This window comes from Streptomyces cavernae (genome assembly GCF_004023625.1).
Classification (GTDB): domain Bacteria; phylum Actinomycetota; class Actinomycetes; order Streptomycetales; family Streptomycetaceae; genus Streptomyces; species Streptomyces cavernae.
Window position 1 is genome coordinate 74,502 of record NZ_RPDJ01000026.1, and the last position, 16,197, is coordinate 90,698.

The 16,197-nt window shown below is 71.4% G+C and carries 15 protein-coding genes and 1 pseudogene; 6 read left to right on the top strand and 10 right to left on the bottom strand.

All coding sequences use genetic code 11. The features are described 5' to 3' along the window. Positions 1-3: 3 nt before the first annotated feature. Together EF387_RS30965 and EF387_RS30970 are read right to left on the bottom strand one after the other, a co-directional pair. The gene (locus EF387_RS30965; RefSeq protein ID WP_128379954.1) at positions 4-1,188 is read right to left on the bottom strand and encodes an ROK family glucokinase; all 1,185 of its coding nucleotides are present in this window, start codon (positions 1,186-1,188) and stop codon (positions 4-6) included. A gap of 101 nt (positions 1,189-1,289) precedes the next feature. Beyond that, the gene (locus EF387_RS30970; RefSeq protein ID WP_128380069.1) at positions 1,290-2,039 is read right to left on the bottom strand and encodes a GntR family transcriptional regulator; all 750 of its coding nucleotides are present in this window, start codon (positions 2,037-2,039) and stop codon (positions 1,290-1,292) included. A 138-nt stretch (positions 2,040-2,177) separates the two neighbouring features. On the opposite strand from EF387_RS30970, the gene EF387_RS30975 reads away from it, so the two are divergent. Beyond that, complete coding sequence (locus EF387_RS30975; RefSeq protein WP_128379955.1) at positions 2,178-3,248, top strand: Gfo/Idh/MocA family protein; 1,071 nt, start codon at positions 2,178-2,180, stop codon at positions 3,246-3,248. 75 nt (positions 3,249-3,323) lie between these two features. On the opposite strand, the pseudogene EF387_RS30980 reads toward EF387_RS30975, so the two are convergent. The 3 genes and pseudogenes from EF387_RS30980 to EF387_RS30990 form a co-directional block, all read right to left on the bottom strand. Further along, positions 3,324-4,508, bottom strand: a pseudogene (locus EF387_RS30980) (cytochrome P450 family protein). Positions 4,509-4,590: 82 nt separating this feature from the next. Next, positions 4,591-5,262: a response regulator transcription factor gene (locus tag EF387_RS30985; protein ID WP_128379956.1), complete on the bottom strand. Its 672-nt coding sequence runs from the start codon at positions 5,260-5,262 to the stop codon at positions 4,591-4,593. A 115-nt stretch (positions 5,263-5,377) separates the two neighbouring features. Then, positions 5,378-6,625 (bottom strand): sensor histidine kinase, encoded by a 1,248-nt coding sequence (locus tag EF387_RS30990; RefSeq protein ID WP_128379957.1) that lies wholly within the window; start codon positions 6,623-6,625, stop codon positions 5,378-5,380. 177 nt (positions 6,626-6,802) lie between these two features. On the opposite strand from EF387_RS30990, the gene EF387_RS30995 reads away from it, so the two are divergent. Continuing rightward, entirely contained in the window at positions 6,803-7,003 is a 201-nt protein-coding gene (locus tag EF387_RS30995; protein WP_128379958.1) for a hypothetical protein, read from the top strand. Between the two features lie 132 nt (positions 7,004-7,135). Beyond that, the gene (locus EF387_RS31000) at positions 7,136-7,867 is read left to right on the top strand and encodes an SDR family oxidoreductase (protein ID WP_202918418.1); all 732 of its coding nucleotides are present in this window, start codon (positions 7,136-7,138) and stop codon (positions 7,865-7,867) included. A gap of 53 nt (positions 7,868-7,920) precedes the next feature. Here the strand turns inward: EF387_RS31000 and alc are convergent, their stop codons facing one another. Beyond that, positions 7,921-9,042 (bottom strand): allantoicase, encoded by a 1,122-nt coding sequence (gene alc, locus EF387_RS31005; protein ID WP_128379960.1) that lies wholly within the window; start codon positions 9,040-9,042, stop codon positions 7,921-7,923. 74 nt (positions 9,043-9,116) lie between these two features. Further along, complete coding sequence (gene allB, locus EF387_RS31010) at positions 9,117-10,448, bottom strand: allantoinase AllB (RefSeq protein ID WP_238431803.1); 1,332 nt, start codon at positions 10,446-10,448, stop codon at positions 9,117-9,119. 204 nt (positions 10,449-10,652) lie between these two features. Between allB and EF387_RS31015 the strand changes: the two genes are divergently transcribed. Continuing rightward, complete coding sequence (locus EF387_RS31015; protein WP_128379962.1) at positions 10,653-11,453, top strand: IclR family transcriptional regulator; 801 nt, start codon at positions 10,653-10,655, stop codon at positions 11,451-11,453. 417 nt (positions 11,454-11,870) lie between these two features. Here EF387_RS31015 and EF387_RS31020 read toward each other — a convergent pair whose 3' ends face one another. Then, positions 11,871-12,158: a DUF5955 family protein gene (locus EF387_RS31020; protein ID WP_202918419.1), complete on the bottom strand. Its 288-nt coding sequence runs from the start codon at positions 12,156-12,158 to the stop codon at positions 11,871-11,873. A 202-nt stretch (positions 12,159-12,360) separates the two neighbouring features. Here EF387_RS31020 and EF387_RS31025 point away from each other — a divergent pair, with 202 nt between their 5' ends. Together EF387_RS31025 and aceB are read left to right on the top strand one after the other, a co-directional pair. Further along, positions 12,361-12,963: a nucleotidyltransferase family protein gene (locus EF387_RS31025; protein WP_128380070.1), complete on the top strand. Its 603-nt coding sequence runs from the start codon at positions 12,361-12,363 to the stop codon at positions 12,961-12,963. Positions 12,964-13,214: 251 nt separating this feature from the next. After that, positions 13,215-14,834: a malate synthase A gene (gene aceB / locus EF387_RS31030; protein WP_128379964.1), complete on the top strand. Its 1,620-nt coding sequence runs from the start codon at positions 13,215-13,217 to the stop codon at positions 14,832-14,834. Between the two features lie 55 nt (positions 14,835-14,889). Here aceB and EF387_RS31035 read toward each other — a convergent pair whose 3' ends face one another. Next, the gene (locus EF387_RS31035) at positions 14,890-15,261 is read right to left on the bottom strand and encodes an Rdx family protein (protein ID WP_420802646.1); all 372 of its coding nucleotides are present in this window, start codon (positions 15,259-15,261) and stop codon (positions 14,890-14,892) included. Between the two features lie 5 nt (positions 15,262-15,266). After that, positions 15,267-16,181, bottom strand: coding sequence for a HipA family kinase (locus EF387_RS31040; RefSeq protein WP_128379966.1), 915 nt, complete (start codon positions 16,179-16,181; stop codon positions 15,267-15,269). Between the last annotated feature and the right edge of the window lie 16 nt (positions 16,182-16,197).

Genomic DNA, 16,197 nt, shown 5'->3' on the forward strand with positions numbered 1-16,197 from the left:
TCATCACAGCGCCTCCCGGCTCGACCGGCGGCTCTCGGCGTAGCGCTCGTAGCGTTCATAGCGCTCCACACGCCGTCGCTTGGCGCGCCGGAAGCGCCGGGCCACCAGCCGGGCCAGGTCCGCGGCACCCACCATGCCGGCCTCGGGGCCGAGCTGGGCGCGGGCGATCCGGGCCTCGGGGCGGTAGCCGCGCCCGGTGAGGTGGCGCCGGAAGGCGTCCCGCGCGGGGGCGATCAACAGGTCGTCCGCGGCCGAGACACCGCCGCCGATCACGAAGCAGGACGGGTCCAGGGCCGCCGCCAGGTTGGCGATGCCGACACCCAGCCACTGGCCGATGTCCTGCAGCAGCTCGACGCACATCGCGTCGCCCTCGCGGGCCAGTTCGGTGATCAAGGGACCGGTGATGTCAGGGATGTTGCCCTTGACGCGCTCGATGATGCCGTACGCCACCGGGGAGTCCGCGGCGGCGAGTTCGCGGGCCTCGCGGACCAGGGCGTTGCCGGAGCTGTACTGCTCCCAGCAGCCGCGGTTGCCGCACGGGCAGCGGTGACCGCCGGGCACCACCTGCATATGGCCGAACTCGCCCGCCACACCGTACTTTCCGCGCTTGACCTGCCCGTCCTCCAGGATGGCGCCACCGATACCGGTGCCGAGCGTGATCATCACGAGGTGGTCCTCGCCGCGGCCCGCCCCGAAGCGCCACTCGGCCCACGCGGCGGTGTTGGCGTCGTTGTCCACCAGAACCGGCACGGACAGCCGCCCGGAGAGGCGGTCGCGCAGGGGCTCGTTGCGCCAGGACAGATGGGGCGCGAACAGCACGCGGTTGCGGTCCGCGTCGACCCAGCCCGCCGCTCCGATGCCGACGGCGTGCACGTCGTGGCGGTCGGACAGGTCCAGGACCAGCTCGACGATGGTGTCCTCGACGACCTTGGGGCTCTTGGACTTGTCGGGGGTCTCGGTGCGGACCCTCTCCAGGATGTTGCCATCGGCGTCCACGACGCCCGCCATCACCTTCGTGCCGCCGATGTCGATGCCCACGGTGGGCACGCGCGGGGCCGTCAAGAGGGATCGGCGCTCACGGGTTCCCACGGTGCGCAGGACGGTGGGCCGCCCGGAGCCGATCGGGGCACCCCCTGCTCGAGCGGAGCCGAGAGCCCTTTGGAGGGTGAAGTCGCGGTAGGTGCTCATCGCGCCGATTCTGCCTCACGCCGTCACGGCCCCGCATGGCGGAGCCCTCAGTTGTCGCCGTCGGTACGCGGCCCCGGTCGCTCCGGCGCCGCCGGGATGGATCAGGGCCGCACGAGCAGCTGGAACTCGAACGAGTAGCGCGAGGCCCGGTAGGTGTGGGAGCCGAACTCGACGGCGCGGCCGGTGTCGTCGAAGGTGGTGCGCTGCATGGTGAGCAGCGGTGCGCCCTCGGGTTCGCCGAGGCGCTCGCCCTCGTCGGCGGTGGCGGCGCGGGCGCCGACGGACTGGCGGGCGCTGTGCAGGGTGATGCCCGCGGCGCGCATCAGCCGGTACAGGCCGGTGGCCTCCAGTTGGGCGCTGTCCAGGTCGAACAGGCCGGTGGGCAGGTGGTTGCAGAGGTACGCCATGGGCTCGCCATGCGCGAGACGGAGCCGTTCGACGCGGTGCACCTCGGTGCCTTCGGCGACCCCGAGGGCGGCCGCGACCTCGGCGGACGCGGGCTCCAGGGTGTTGACGAGCACCTGCGACGCGGGGCGCTGTCCGGCCGCCTCCAGGTCGTCGTAGAGGCTGCTGAGCTCCAGGGGGCGCTTGACCTGGCTGTGCACGACCTGGGTGCCGACGCCGCGGCGGCGCACCAGGAGGCCCTTGTCGACGAGCGACTGGATGGCCTGGCGCACGGTCGGGCGGGACAGGCCGAGCCGTCCGGCGAGTTCGATCTCGTTGCCGAGCAGGCTGCCGGGCGTGAGCGTCCCGTGCTCGATGGCGGCCTCCAGCTGCTGCGCCAGCTGGAAGTACAGCGGGACCGGGCTGCTGCGGTCGACACTGAGCCGGAGCGGCGCGGTGGGATCCACTTCTGGTTTGGGCACGGGCCGAGGGTATCCCTGTGCAAAGGTGACGCAAAGATGACGGGAGACCTCGAAGTCTGATTGTCCGGACAAACTAAGGGCCTGGCATTGACACGGGGCGGGGCCGTCGCCGACTTTGAAGTCATGCGCATCGGACTTATCGGAACGGGTCGCATCGGTACGTTCCACGCCCACACTCTCAGCCGCCACCGTGACGTGGGCAATCTCATCGTCACGGATGCCGACACCGCGCGGGCCTCGGCCCTCGCCGACCGGCTGGGCGCGACGGCGGCGCCCGGTGTGGACGAGATCTTCACCTGGGGTGTGGACGCGGTGGTGATCACCGCCAACACCTCGGCGCACGGCGAACTGATCGGTCGGGCAGCTCGCGCCGGGCTCCCGGTCTTCTGTGAGAAGCCGATCGCGGTGGACATGCCGGGCACGCTGAACGCGATAGCGGAGGTCGAGGCGGCGGGGACGATCCTCCAGCTGGGTTTCCAGCGCCGCTTCGACGTGGGCTACACCGCCGCCCGCGAAGCCGTGCGCTCCGGCAAGCTGGGTCGGCTGCACACGGTCCGCGCGATCAGCGGCGACCAGGCGCCGCCCCCGGCGGACTACCTCGCGCTCTCCGGCGGCATCTTCCGCGACACCCTGGTCCATGACTTCGACATGGTGCGCTGGGTGACGGGGCGCGAGGTCACCGAGGTGTACGCGACCGGGTCCGACGCCGGACCGCCGATCTTCAGTGCGACGCAGGACGTCGACACGGCCGCGGCGATCCTCACCCTGGACGACGGCACCCTGGCCACGGCGACCGCGGGGCGCATCAACGGAGCCGGCTACGACGTGCGCATGGAACTCGCCGGCGAGCTGGACCAGATCGCGGTGGGACTGGACGACCGCACACCGATCTCCTCCACCGAACCGGCGGGCCCCCCGCCCGTGGTGAACCCCTGGACCGGTTTCCTGGAGCGTTTCGCCCCCGCCTACGAGGCGGAGCTCGCCGCCTTCGTCGAGGTGGTCCGCGGCGAGCGCGCCAACCCCTGCGACGGCCGCGAGGCCCTGCAGACCCTGCGCATCGCCGAGGCCTGCGAACTGTCGCGCCGGGAACGGCGGTTGGTGCGGCTCGCGGAGATCCCCGGGGGCCCGGAACAAGGGTCGGTGGCGGGGGCCGCGGCGGCGGGTTCGGGAGGCTGGGGACGGAGAGCCTGGTGATCCTCCGTCCCCCTTCCCGGGGCTCCGCCGGGGGTACCGGCCGGGCCGTCCAGGTGGTGGGCCGTCCGACGGCGGCTACCAGCGCACCGGCAGGCTCCGTACTCCTCGCATCAGCATGCCCGGCAGCCAGGGACCGGGTGGGCCGTCCGCGGCGAGATCCGGACAGCGTTCCAGCAGGGAGGCGAGGGCCACCTTGGCTTCGAGGCGGGCCAGCGGGGCGCCCAGGCAGTAGTGGATCCCGTGCCCGAACGCGATATGCCCGCGCGGGTCGCGGTGGATGTCGAAGCGGTCCGGTTCCGGGTAGCGGGTGCCGTCGCGGTCCGCCGCGGTGAGGCCGATCATCACGGAATCGCCGGGCGCGAGGCGGCGGCCGGCCAGTTCCAGCGGTTCGGCGGCGTACCGGAACGTCGCGTTCTCGACCGGGCCCTCGTAGCGCAGCATCTCCTCGACCGCGCCGTCGAGAAGGGTCATGTCGGCGCGCAGCGCGGCGAGTTGTTCCGGGTGGGTGAGCAGGGCGTGCACTCCCGAGGAGATGAGGTTGACCGTGGTCTCGTGGCCCGCCACGAGCAGCACGAACGCCATGCCGCGCAGTTCCTCCCGGGACAGCCGGTCGCCGTCCTCGGCCGTCGTGCGGATCAGATCGCTCAACAGGTCGTCCGCGGGGGCCGAGCACCGTTTGTCCTCGATCAACTCGGTGAGGTAGGCGGCGAGTTCGACGATCGCGTCCTATCCGGTCTGGGAATCGGTGGGCGCCACCGCCTCGGTCGACATCCGCCGGAACGCCGTCCGGTCGATCTCCGGCACCCCGAGCAACTCGCAGATGACGATGAGCGGGAGGGGGTGGGCGAACGACTCGACGAGGTCGGCGCTGCCGTGCGGCAGCATCGCGTCGAGGAGGGCGTCGGTGATCTCCTGCACGCGGGGGCGCAGGGCCGCCACCCGGCGAGGGGTGAACTCGCGGGCGATGAGCCCTCGTAGTCGGGTGTGCTGCGGCGGATCGGCGGCGAGGAGGTACTTGCCGATCAGTTCCTCGTCCAGGAAGGTGATCCCGATCTTGCTGCCGTCCTTGGCCAGCCGGGGGTCGGCGAGCGCCGCCCGTGCCTCCTCGTGGCCGACGACGAGCCACACCTGCTGGTGTTCGTCGGGCGGTGGCAGCCGTACCCGGTGCACCGGGCCCCGCTCGCGCAGCCGGGCGTAGACCGGGTGCGGATTCTCCGTGAAACCGGGTCCGAACGTGCCCAGCTCGATCGGTTCCGTCATGCCCATCCCCCTTCGGCCCCGAGTATCCGGGAGGCCACTCACCCCTCACAACGCGTGAGACCGCCCACCGGTGCCGGGCGGGTCAGCGGCCCTCGTCCTCCAGCAGTCCGGCGTCGTAGGTCAACAGGGCTATCTGCACACGGTTGTTGAGGTCGAGCTTGGCGAGGACGCGGGAGACATGGGCCTTGACGGTGGCGATGCTCATGTAGAGCTCGGCGGCGATCTCCGCGTTGGCGCGGCCCTTGCCGACCGCCACGGCCACCTCGCGTTCGCGGTCGTTGAGCAGGGCGAGGCGGCTGCGTGCGGCGTCGCGCCGGGAGTCGGCGGCGCTCGCGGTGGCGTGTGCCATCAACTGGCGGGTGACGCTGGGCGAGAGCACCGGGTCGCCCGCGGCGACACGCCGTACGGCCTGGACGATCTCGACGGGCGGGGTGTCCTTGAGGACGAAGCCGGCGGCGCCCGCGCGCAGCGCCCGCAGGACCTGGTCGTCGGCGTGGAAGGTGGTGAGGACCACGACCTGGGGGGCGTCCTTGCGGCCGCGCAGCCGTTCGGTGGCGGTGAGGCCGTCGACCGACGGCATGCGGATGTCCATGAGTACGACGTCCGGGCGGGTGTGGTCGACCAGGGCCTCGACCTCGTTGCCGTCGGCGGCCTCACCGACGATCTCGATGTCGTCGGCGCCGCCCAGCATGAAGGACAGGCCGGCTCTGACCAGCGGGTCGTCGTCGACCAGGAGGAGTCGGATCGCAGTCATGCACGCTACCTAACCAGGTTGCCGGTGCGGGGGGTCCGTGCGCGGCCCGGGCGCCGAGGGGCCGGCCACGGGACGGGCACACGGGCCGGGTGCCCCGGCCGCGGCCAGGCGCGGGTCACGCCGCCCACGGCAGCCATGCCCGCACCGCGAATCCTCCGTCAGGCTGCCGGCCGTGGTCCAGACGGCCGCCGGCCAGGGTGGCCCGTTCGGTGAGGCCGATCAGGCCCTGCCCCGAGCCGGGCACGTGGGGAACGGGGCCGGGCGGGGGCGGGTTGAGCACGCTGACGGTCAGGCCGGTGCCGGGCGCGCCCGTCACTTCCACCGTCACCTCCGCTCCCGGCGCGTGCTTGCGGGCGTTGGTCAGGCCCTCCTGCGCGATGCGGTACGCGGTACGGCCGGCCGACGCGGGAACCAGGGCCGGATCCGCGACGCGGAGGTCGAGCGCGATCTTCATACCCGCCTCGCGGGACTCCGCCACCAGCCCTTCGACCGCGCTCAGCGTCGGCTGCGGACGTCCGGTGTCGTCGGGTTCGCCGGCCCGCAGTACGCCGATGATCTCGCGCAGGTCCTGCAGCGCCTCATGCGCGCTCTCCCGGATGACCCCGGCCGCCCGGACGATCTCCTCCCGGGGCGCGTCCGGCCGGAACTCCAGGGCACCGGCGTGCACGCTGAGCAGCGTCAGCCGGTGGGCCAGCACATCGTGCATCTCCCGCGCGATGGCTTCACGGGCGAGCCGCTGCGCCTTCTCCGCGCGCAGGGCCGCTTCGGTCTCGGCGCGCCGCACCTGGTCACGCAGGCTCCTCAGGAGCTGCCGCTTGGAGCGCACGAACATGCCCCAGCCGATGACCGCCGCGACCAGCACCACGGTGGCGACGACCGAGGCGGCGTACGGCACTTCGGGGTCGGGGCGCAACCGGAAGAAGACGGGCAGGCTCGCCACGGTGATTCCGCCGACCCAGGCGACGTATCTGAAGGGCCGGTGCACGGCGAGCGTGAAGAGACTGACCAGTCCGGCCCCGCCCGCAGTGTTCGAGAGGAATGCCACGGGCAGCATCGCGACCGCGAGGCCGAGCGGCCAGCGGCGGCGCAGCCAGACCGTGGCGCAGGCGATCGCGCCGAGGAGCTGGTCGACGGCTGCGAACTCCGGGGAGATGCCGGGTTCCCTGGACAAGGTGTCGATGCCGACGAGTCCCACGAACACGGCGAGCAGGAAGCAGCCGAAGTCCACGACCCAGTCGCGCGCGGTGCGCCGGGGCCGTCCCGAGCGGCTCGTGGGGACCGAGTCCAGTTCCTTGACCACCGCGGACGGCAACAGCCACCGGGGCCCCAACTCCGGCTTCACCGTGGAACCTTCACTGCTCACACCGACGAATCTACGCAGCCGGCGACGGTTCCACCGCCCTTCGCGCACGGCCGTCGACGAAAGTCACGCGTGCCGGGACTTTCGGCGCGCGGGCGCGGGGGCGGTGGAGTCTTCGGTCAGGGAGTCATCGGCGCTCGGCCGATGCGTGGGGGAAGCCGACGGGGCGAGGATCCCGGTATGAAGCACGTGTTGGAGTTGCTCGGTGTACTCGCTCTGATCCAGGGCGTGGTTGGGCTGGTGCACGAGTTCACCGGCTGGCGCTGGGGCCTGATTCAGCGGTACGGCTTGTTCGACGGCTACGAGCTCTATGTGAGCATCACCCTGGTGGTGCTGGCGTGCGCGTTGTTCATGGCGGCGGACAGCCGGAAGTCCGGTTGAAAGGACGGTGGTTCCGGCGCCGGCGGAGGAGAGGCACCCGACGTGGACGTCCGTTTGCCGCCAGCGTCCCCCTCGTGTCCCCGCTGGGATGGGCTCATGACTTCACGAGGGACCATGACTTCACAAGGAACCATGAACGGCAGGACGGCCTTGGTCACCGGCGGCAGCCGGGGCATCGGCGCGGCGACCGCGCTGCGGCTCGCCCGGGAGGGGGCCGATGTGGCGGTCACCTATGTACAGGGCGGTCAGGCGGCGGAGGACGTCGTACGGAGCATCGAGGCCCTGGGCCGCCGCGGGGTGGCCCTGCGGGCGGACGCGGCGGACGCGGGCGAAGCCGCCGCCGCGGTGGACCGCACGGTGGAGGCACTGGGCGGGCTCGACGTACTGGTCAACAACGCGGGCGTCGGTGCGCTCGGCCCGCTGGACTCCTGGAAGCCGGAGGACGTCGACCGGGTGCTGGCCGTGAACGTCCGCGCCGTCTTCCTGACGTCGCAGGCGGCTGCCGCCCGCATGCGACGCGGTGGCCGGATCGTCACGATCGGCACGTGCATGACCCAGCGGGTGCCGGGTCCCGGCGGGACCCTCTACGCCACGAGCAAGTCGGCCCTGACAGGTCTGACGAAGGCGCTGGCGCGGGAACTGGGTGACCGGGGCATCACGGCGAACATCGTGCACCCCGGGCCGGTCGACACCGACATGAACCCCGCCGACGGTCCGCACGCCGCCGGCCAGGCCGCCCTGACCGCGCTGGGTCGGTTCGGGTCCGCGGAGGAGGTGGCGTCGGTCGTGGCCTACCTGGCCGCGCCGGAGGCCGGGTACGTCACGGGGGCGGAGTTCGCGGTGGACGGGGGGTTCGCGGCGTAGGGGCGCCCACCGCGCCACCCGCCCGGTGCGAGACTCCGGGCGGGCGGAACCGCTCAGCCGCCCAGTTCCTGGTGCCGGGCCGCCAGCCGTGAGGCGCCCTCCTGCGTGAGGGAGCCGAACAGGCGCAGCCGGGAGATGCCCCCGTCCGGGAAGATGTCGACGCGCGCGTGGGTGCCCACGAGCGGTGTCGCCAGGACGAAGGGGTGGTTCGTGTCGGGCTGGAGCCGGGTCCGGGGAAGGACCTCCGTCCACTCCCCGTCGGTCCCGTCCTTCAGCGACACCGACGCCCAGCCCGCCGCGTTCCCCTTCAGATACGCCGTGTCGATCTCCAATGCCCGCACCTGCGACTGCGCCGCCAGCCGGTAGCGGATCCAGTCGTGGCCCCGGTCGCGGCGTCGCCGGGTCTCCCAGCCGTCGTCCATCTTGCGGGAGCGGCCGGGCTGGATGGTGTTCGTGGCGGGCGAGTAGAAGAGGTTGGAGGCGTCCTCGACCTGGCCGCCGTTCTCCAGGGCGACCACGTCGAAGGTGCCGAGCACCGCGAGCCACCCGGGGTCGGGTACGACCTCGCCGTGGACGCGCAGACGTGCGATGCCCCCGTCGGGGTACTGGCGGACGCGCAGATGGGTGACGTACTGCTCCACCGACACCGTGAAGCCGTTCGCCGCGTGTCCGCCGACCGGGGTGCGCGGCACCAGCGTCGTCCACTTCACGTCGTCCGCGAGGAGTTCCTCGGGGGACGGCGCGCCGGGGAACGAGACGCCCTCGACCGATACCGACTGCGGGTAGTTGCCGCGGAAGTGGGCCGTGTCGACCACGATGCCGCGGACGACGCCCGGCGCCCCGAGCCGTACCAGCGCCCAGTCGTGGTCCCCGGTCGTCGGCCAGGGATGCTCGGCGGAGGCGCCGCGCCGCCGTCGTGACTCCCAGCCGTCCATGATCTTGCCCTTGTGGCCGAATCGCTCCGGGTCGAACTCGGCGCGCTCGGGTACCAGGAGGTTCTCGCGCTGGGCGAAGAACTCGTCGTTGGCGGCGATGACGCCGGCACCGAGCCGCCGGTCGGCGAGGTCGGCGTACTGCGTGAAGGGGAAGTCGGCGGTCCGGTAGTCCGCGTACGGGTCGCCGCCCCGGTAGGGGGCGGCATCGCCGGTGAAGCTGGGTATCGCCACGGTGATCAGGTCTGCCTTTCGGGGTCGGCCGCCGCGGTGCGTGAGCGTCGAGGGCGGACTCCTGCCAACCAGGGTTGTCCGGACTACGTGGTTCTGGTGAGCAGTTCGCCTCTGGGCTCGGTGAACTCACCCCCTGCCACGATGCGTTCACCGCGCAGCCAGGTGGATCTGACCACGCCGTAAAGGGTCTTGCCCGCGTAGGCGGTGACGCGGTTGCGGTGCTGGAGGGCCGCCGGGTCGACGGTGAAGGTCTCCTCGGGTGCGAGGACCACGAAGTCGGCGTCCCGTCCCGCCTCGATGGCTCCCTTGCGGTCGAGACCGGCCAGGCGCGCGGTGCGTGCGGACATCCAGCGGACGACGTCGTCGAGCGAGTGGCCCCGTCTGCGCGCCTCGGTCCAGACGGCCGGGAGGCTCAGCTGCAGACCGGAGATCCCGCCCCACGCGGTCGCGAAGTCGTCCGTCTTCAGGTCGGCCGTGGAGGGCGAGTGGTCGGTGACCACACAGTCGATGGTGCCGTCGGCCAGCGCCTGCCACAGCAGGTTCTGGTTGGCCGCCTCACGGATCGGCGGGCAGCACTTGAACTCGCTCGCGCCGTCCGGGACTTCCTCGGCGGTCAGGGTCAGATAGTGCGGACAGGTCTCCACCGTGAGACGGACGCCCTCGGCCTTGGCGGCGGCGATCAGCGGCAGCGCGTCACTCGACGACAGATGCAGTACGTGTACACGGGCGCCGAGGCGTTTCGCCTGGGCGACGAGGCTCGCCACGGCCGCGTCCTCGGCGTCACGCGGGCGCGAGGCGAGGAAGTCGGCGTACCGGCCGCCGCCCCGCTGCGGGGCCGCGGCCAGCCGGTGCGGGTCCTCCGCGTGGACGATCAGCAGCCCGCCGAAACCGGCGATCTCGGCCAGCGATCTGGAGAGCTGCTCCTGGTCCAGCTCCGGGAACTCCTCGACCCCGGAGGGCGACAGGAACGCCTTGAAGCCGAAGACACCGGCGTCGTGCAGGGGCCGCAGGTCCTTGACGTTGTCGGGCAGAGCGCCACCCCAGAAGCCGACGTCGACGTGCGCCTTGGCGGCGGCCACCTCCCGCTTCACCTGCAGATTCCCGACCGTGGTCGTGGGCGGCAGTGAGTTGAGCGGCATGTCGATCAGGGTGGTGATCCCACCGGCCGCGGCGGCGCGCGTGGCGGTCCAGAAGCCCTCCCACTCCGTACGGCCGGGGTCGTTCACATGGACGTGGGTGTCGACGAGTCCGGGCAGCAGGACGTCGTCGCCGAGTTCCTCCAGGCGTGCGCCGGACGGCACCTCGGCGTCATGAGGGAGAACGCGGGCGATACGGCCCGCGGTGACGGCGACACATGCTGCGCGCGTCCCTTCGGGCGTCACGACGCGTGTCGAGCGCAGCACCAGTTCGTACACCCGGACCCCTCTCAACGATCTGTTGAAGGAGTGTTCACTTGGACTTCCTGCCGGTCAAGAGCGCGCATGTCCACTCTGCCCGATCTTCGCTCACTCTGGACGTTTCCACAAGGCGGAATTAACATTCCAGCAAAGAGCGCGGAGGCGGGCAACCACCCCGCAGGTAGGCTCTTGCCCTGCCTGCCAGCCGAAAGGAAACGCGCCGTGCCGACGTCCGACGCCAGCACCACCGACAAGCCGTCCGCCGCGAGCGGTGGCGTCCAGTCCCTCGAGCGCGCTTTCGATCTGCTGGAGCGGATGGCGGACGCCGGCGGCGAGGTCGGGCTCAGCGAACTCGCCGCGTCCGGCGGGCTGCCGCTGCCCACCATCCACCGCCTGATGCGCACCCTGGTCGCCTGCGGCTACGTACGCCAGCAGCCCAACCGCCGCTACGCCCTGGGCCCCCGCCTGATCCGCCTGGGCGAGTCCGCGTCCCGCCTGCTCGGCACCTGGGCGCGGCCACACCTCGCCCGACTGGTCGAGGAGACGGGCGAGACGGCGAACATGGCGCTGCTGGACGGTGACGAGATCGTCTACGTGGCGCAGGTTCCGTCGAAGCACTCCATGCGGATGTTCACGGAGGTGGGCCGACGAGTCCTCCCCCACTCCACCGGCGTCGGCAAGGCCCTCCTCGCCGGCTTCCCCGACGACGAGGTCCGCGCCCTGCTGTCCCGCACGGGCATGCCGGCCGCCACGGACAAGACGATCACCACGCCCGACGCCTTCCTCGCGGCACTGGCGCAGGTACGCCGTGCGGGATACGCGGTCGACGACAACGAACAGGAGATCGGGGTCCGCTGCCTCGCCGTGCCGGTGCCCGACTCCCCCACCGCGGCGGCGATCTCGATCTCAGGCCCGGCGGGACGCGTCACGGACGCGGCGACCGAGAAGATAGTCCCCGTACTCCAGCAGGTCGCCCGAGATCTCTCCGTCTCCCTCACAACACCCGGCACAGCAACCACCTGAGCCAGTCCCCCGGCCCAAACCACGCCGACCCGCAGCCGCAAACCGGCGCAGGGGGACACCGGGGCCCCCAAAGCGCCGCAGCCGCAAACCGGCACAAGGGCACACCGGGACCCAACCCCCCAAAGCACCGCAGCCGCAAACCGGCACAAGGGCACACCGGGACCCCCAAAGCACCGCAGCCGCAAACCGGCACAAGGGGACGTGCCGGACTCTCCGCCCGCAGCGGCTGGCGCTCGGACCAGTCAAGCCTCTCCGTGAAACACGTAACGCGCCAGACCGAGGACGGAGAGTCCGGCGCGGCCCCGCCCCAGGAACCGGCCGCAGGCGCACAAGCCACAACCAGCAGGCGCCCACGCCCAGAGCAAACGCCGCACATCAGGCGCACCAGCGAGCCACACTGGCCAGGCGCCCGCACGGTCACCCCCGCCGAGGCTCCCCGAACAGCTCCACCGCGCTGCGCACCTCCGCCAACCCCGGCGCCAGCGCACTCACCGACCCGATCGAGCCCGCGATCAGCAGCAGCGAGCGCCGCAGGCGCGGGATCTCCGGAACGCCGCTGACCGCCATCGCGGCGAGCGCGGCGAGTTCGTCCTCGGCGATGCCCCGGTCCGGGAACTCCGCCGGGTGGGCTGCCAGTTCCCGGCGCAGCCGGGACACCGCCGTACGCAACTCCGTCACACGTGGATCCTCGTCACTGCCGGTCACTGGCCTCTGCCCCAAGCTCCGCAACACAGCTCCCCCCTGCCCGTCCTATGCCCCCGTCCCCACGGCGGTGGTCGGGCACGCCGAGGGACGCGGGCAAGTAAACGCCACCCGACGCCATGGGCGCCACAGTGCGGACGGAATTTCAGTCGTCGTGAGGACCGAATTCCAGTCCGTGGACGCGACCTTCGGGTATGCAGGGGACATGAGTCTGAACGGCACTCAAGAGGTGGCCGCGATCCTGCTGGCCGCAGGCGGCGGCAGGCGCCTCGGCGGCCGCCCCAAGGCGCTCCTCGAACACCGCGGCCGCCTACTCGTGGAGCACGCGGTCCGTTCCCTGCGCGACGGCGGCTGCGCCCGGATCCACGTGGTGCTCGGAGCGGGCGCCGAAACCGTGCGCGAGCGGGCCGCGCTCGCGGGATGCGTACTGGTGGACAACCCGGCGTGGGCCGACGGCATGGGCTCCTCGCTGCGCGCGGGACTCGCCTCACTGGCGGGCACGGGGGCACGGGCCGCCCTGGTGTCACTGGTGGACCAGCCGGGCATCGGCCCGGAGGCCGTGGCCCGGGTCCTGGCCGCGTACCGTTCACCGGCTTCGCTGGCCTCCGCCACCTACCACGGAAAACGCGGCCACCCCGTGCTCTTCGGCGCCGACCACTGGCCGGGGATCGCCGAAGCGGCCGTGGGGGACCAAGGGGCCCGCGCCTACCTGAGGATCCACGCCGACGCGGTCACGCCAGTCGAGTGCGGGGACGTGGCCGAGCCGTACGACATCGACACCGAAGCCGACCTGACCCGCCTCCGGTGACCATTGAACTTCCACGATGAGGAAACTAGCATCCACCTTGCAAAAGCAGCACGGCAGCACACCGCCCAGCCGCACACAGCGCACAGCGCACAGCACACAGCACACAGCACACAGCACACAGCACACAGCAGCAGCACACCGCAGGCCCTCCGTACAACGACACCGCAAAGCACACCCCGCACCGCACCGCACACCGCCCAGCAGCAAACGCAGAAGCCAGCTCGCTGATGGTCTGAAGGAAGTGACAGCTCATGTCCGCACCCGCGCCGTCCCCGGCGGCCGTAGTCGACGCCGAGCCCCTGCCCCGGCAGGAAGAGGTCCTCACCGAGGCGGCCCTCACCTTCGTGGCCGAGCTGCACCGCCGGTTCACTCCCCGCCGCGACGAACTCCTCGCCCGCCGAGCGGAGCGCCGCGCCGAGATCGCGCGCACCTCCACCCTCGACTTCCTCCCGGAGACCGCGGACATCCGGTCCGGTGACTGGCAGGTGGCCCCGTCCCCCGCGGCCCTGAACGACCGCCGGGTGGAGATCACCGGCCCCACGGACCGCAAGATGACCATCAACGCCCTCAACTCCGGCGCGAAGGTCTGGCTCGCCGACTTCGAGGACGCCTCCGCGCCCACCTGGGAGAACGTGGTCCTCGGCCAGCTCAACCTGATCGACGCGTACACCAGGAACATCGACTTCACCGACCCGGGCACCGGCAAGTCGTACGCCCTCAAGGACAACGACGAGCTCGCCACCGTCGTCATGCGTCCCAGAGGCTGGCACCTGAACGAGCGTCACCTCCAGGTCGATGGTGCCCAAGTCCCGGGGGCCCTGGTCGACTTCGGCCTCTACTTCTTCCACAACGCCCAGCGCCTGCTGGACCTCGGCAAAGGCCCCTACTTCTACCTCCCCAAGACGGAGTCGCACCTGGAGGCCCGTCTCTGGAACGACGTCTTCGTCTTCGCGCAGGACTACGTCGGCATCCCGCCGGGCACCGTCCGCGCCACCGTGCTCATCGAGACGATCACGGCGGCGTACGAGATGGAGGAGATCCTCTACGAACTCCGCGACCACGCCTCGGGGTTGAACGCCGGACGCTGGGACTACCTCTTCTCCATCGTCAAGAACTTCCGTGACGGCGGTGCGCGCTTCGTCCTCCCGGACCGCAACGCGGTCACGATGACCGCTCCGTTCATGCGCGCCTACACCGAACTCCTCGTCCGCACCTGCCACAAGCGCGGCGCGCACGCGATCGGCGGCATGGCGGCGTTCATCCCGTCGCGGCGCGACGAGGAGGTCAACAAGGTCGCCTTCGAGAAGGTCAAGGCCGACAAGGACCGCGAGGCGAACGACGGTTTCGACGGCTCCTGGGTGGCCCACCCGGACCTGGTGCCGATCGCGATGGCCTCCTTCGACGCGGTGCTCGGTGAGAAGCCCAACCAGAAGGACCGGTTGCGCGAGGACGTCGACGTCAAGGCGGCCGACCTGATCGCGATCGACTCGCTGGACGCGAAGCCGACGTACCCGGGTCTGGTCAATGCCGTCCAGGTCGGCATCCGTTACATCGAGGCCTGGCTGCGCGGTCTCGGCGCGGTCGCCATCTTCAACCTGATGGAGGACGCGGCCACCGCCGAGATCTCCCGCTCGCAGATCTGGCAGTGGATCAACGCGGGTGTCGAGTTCGACGACGGTGAGAAGGCCACGCCGGAGCTGGCCCGCAGGGTCGCCGCGGAGGAACTCGCGAACATCAGGGCGGAGATCGGCGAGGAGGCCTTCACGGCCGGCAACTGGCAGCAGGCCCACGACCTGCTGCTGCAGGTGGCGCTGGACGAGGACTACGCGGACTTCCTGACGCTGCCCGCGTACGAGCAACTCAGGGGCTGACTCATACCCCGCCCGCGTACGTGCCGCAGGCGCCTTGCTCGCACGAGAGGCTGACTCATTCCGCGGTCGGCTCCTCCGAGCGGCCCACGGACTCCTCCGAGCGACCCACGGACCCCTCCGTGTGGCCCACGGCCTTCTCCGAGTGGCCCAGGGACTTCCCCGGGGCCACTCGGTCGCGTACGAGGCGCTTGACCGCCGTGGGTTCCGGGAAGCCCTGCTCACGGCGGTCCCACACCACCTCGTCGTCGACCCGCACGACGAAGACGCCACCGGTGCCGGGTTTCAGGGACAGCTCGGTGAGCTCGGTCTCGAACGTCGTCAGGAGTTCCTGCGCCAGCCAGGCGGCACGCGGCAGCCAGCGGCACTGTGTGCAGTACTCGATCTGGACGTGCCGGGGCGCCGGCGCCGCAGGTCCCCGAGCAGACATGTCCGTCATCCGAGATGCACCGACCAATCCTGTTCCGCCGCCGGTTTGCCATGCAGGTCGGGGACCCGTTTCAGCCAGTCCGGGCGACCGCGTTGGGTCCTCGCCGCGCGGAGGGCGTTCTCGGCGGCCAGCTCCGCGCGGCTGGGGAAGTCCGTGGGCAGCCAGGCCCCGGACGCCTTCACTCGCGCGGAAAGATAGTTCACGTACGCCTCGCGGACCTCGTCGGGCGTGGCGAATCCGGGCTCGCCCGTGAGCCATGCGTCCGGGACCTCGGCGGTCACCGCGCGCAGGAGTTCGTCGGTCACCCGGGGCGCCAGTTCGGCGTCGGCGGCCCGGGTGTCGGGGGCGTAGTGACCGAGGGCGTGGTGGCGGAAGTCGTACGCCCTGTCGGGCGCCGACGCGTCCCAGCGGTGGTGGAAGACGAGGGCGGCGCCGTGGTCGATGAGCCACAGGCGCGGAGGCGCGATGCCGAACGTGGGCCAGACCATCAGGTTCGAACTGTGCGTGGTGCGGTCCACGTTGGCGGTGAGGGCGTCCAGCCAGATGATCCTGCCCGCTTCGAGCGGGTCGACGGCGAAGTCCGCCGCGACCTCCGGGGTGAAGTCCTCGGCACCCGACAGGTAGTCCATGCCCAGGTTGAGGCCCGGACTGGCGTTCAGCAGGTCCCGTACCTCCTGGTGGGGCTCGTGCTCCGCGATCGCCGGGTCGAAGTGGACGAGGACCAGCTCGGGGAACCTGAGGCCCAGGGCGCGCGCCAGTTCCCCGACAATCACCTCGGCGACCAGCGCCTTGCGGCCCTGCGCGGAGCCCGTGAACTTCACGACGTAGGTGCCCAGGTCGTCGGCCTCGACGACTCCGGGCACGGAGCCGCCGGCCCGCAGCGGGGTCACGTATCGAACGGCGGTCACTTGGCGCAGCACACCGGCCACTGTAAAA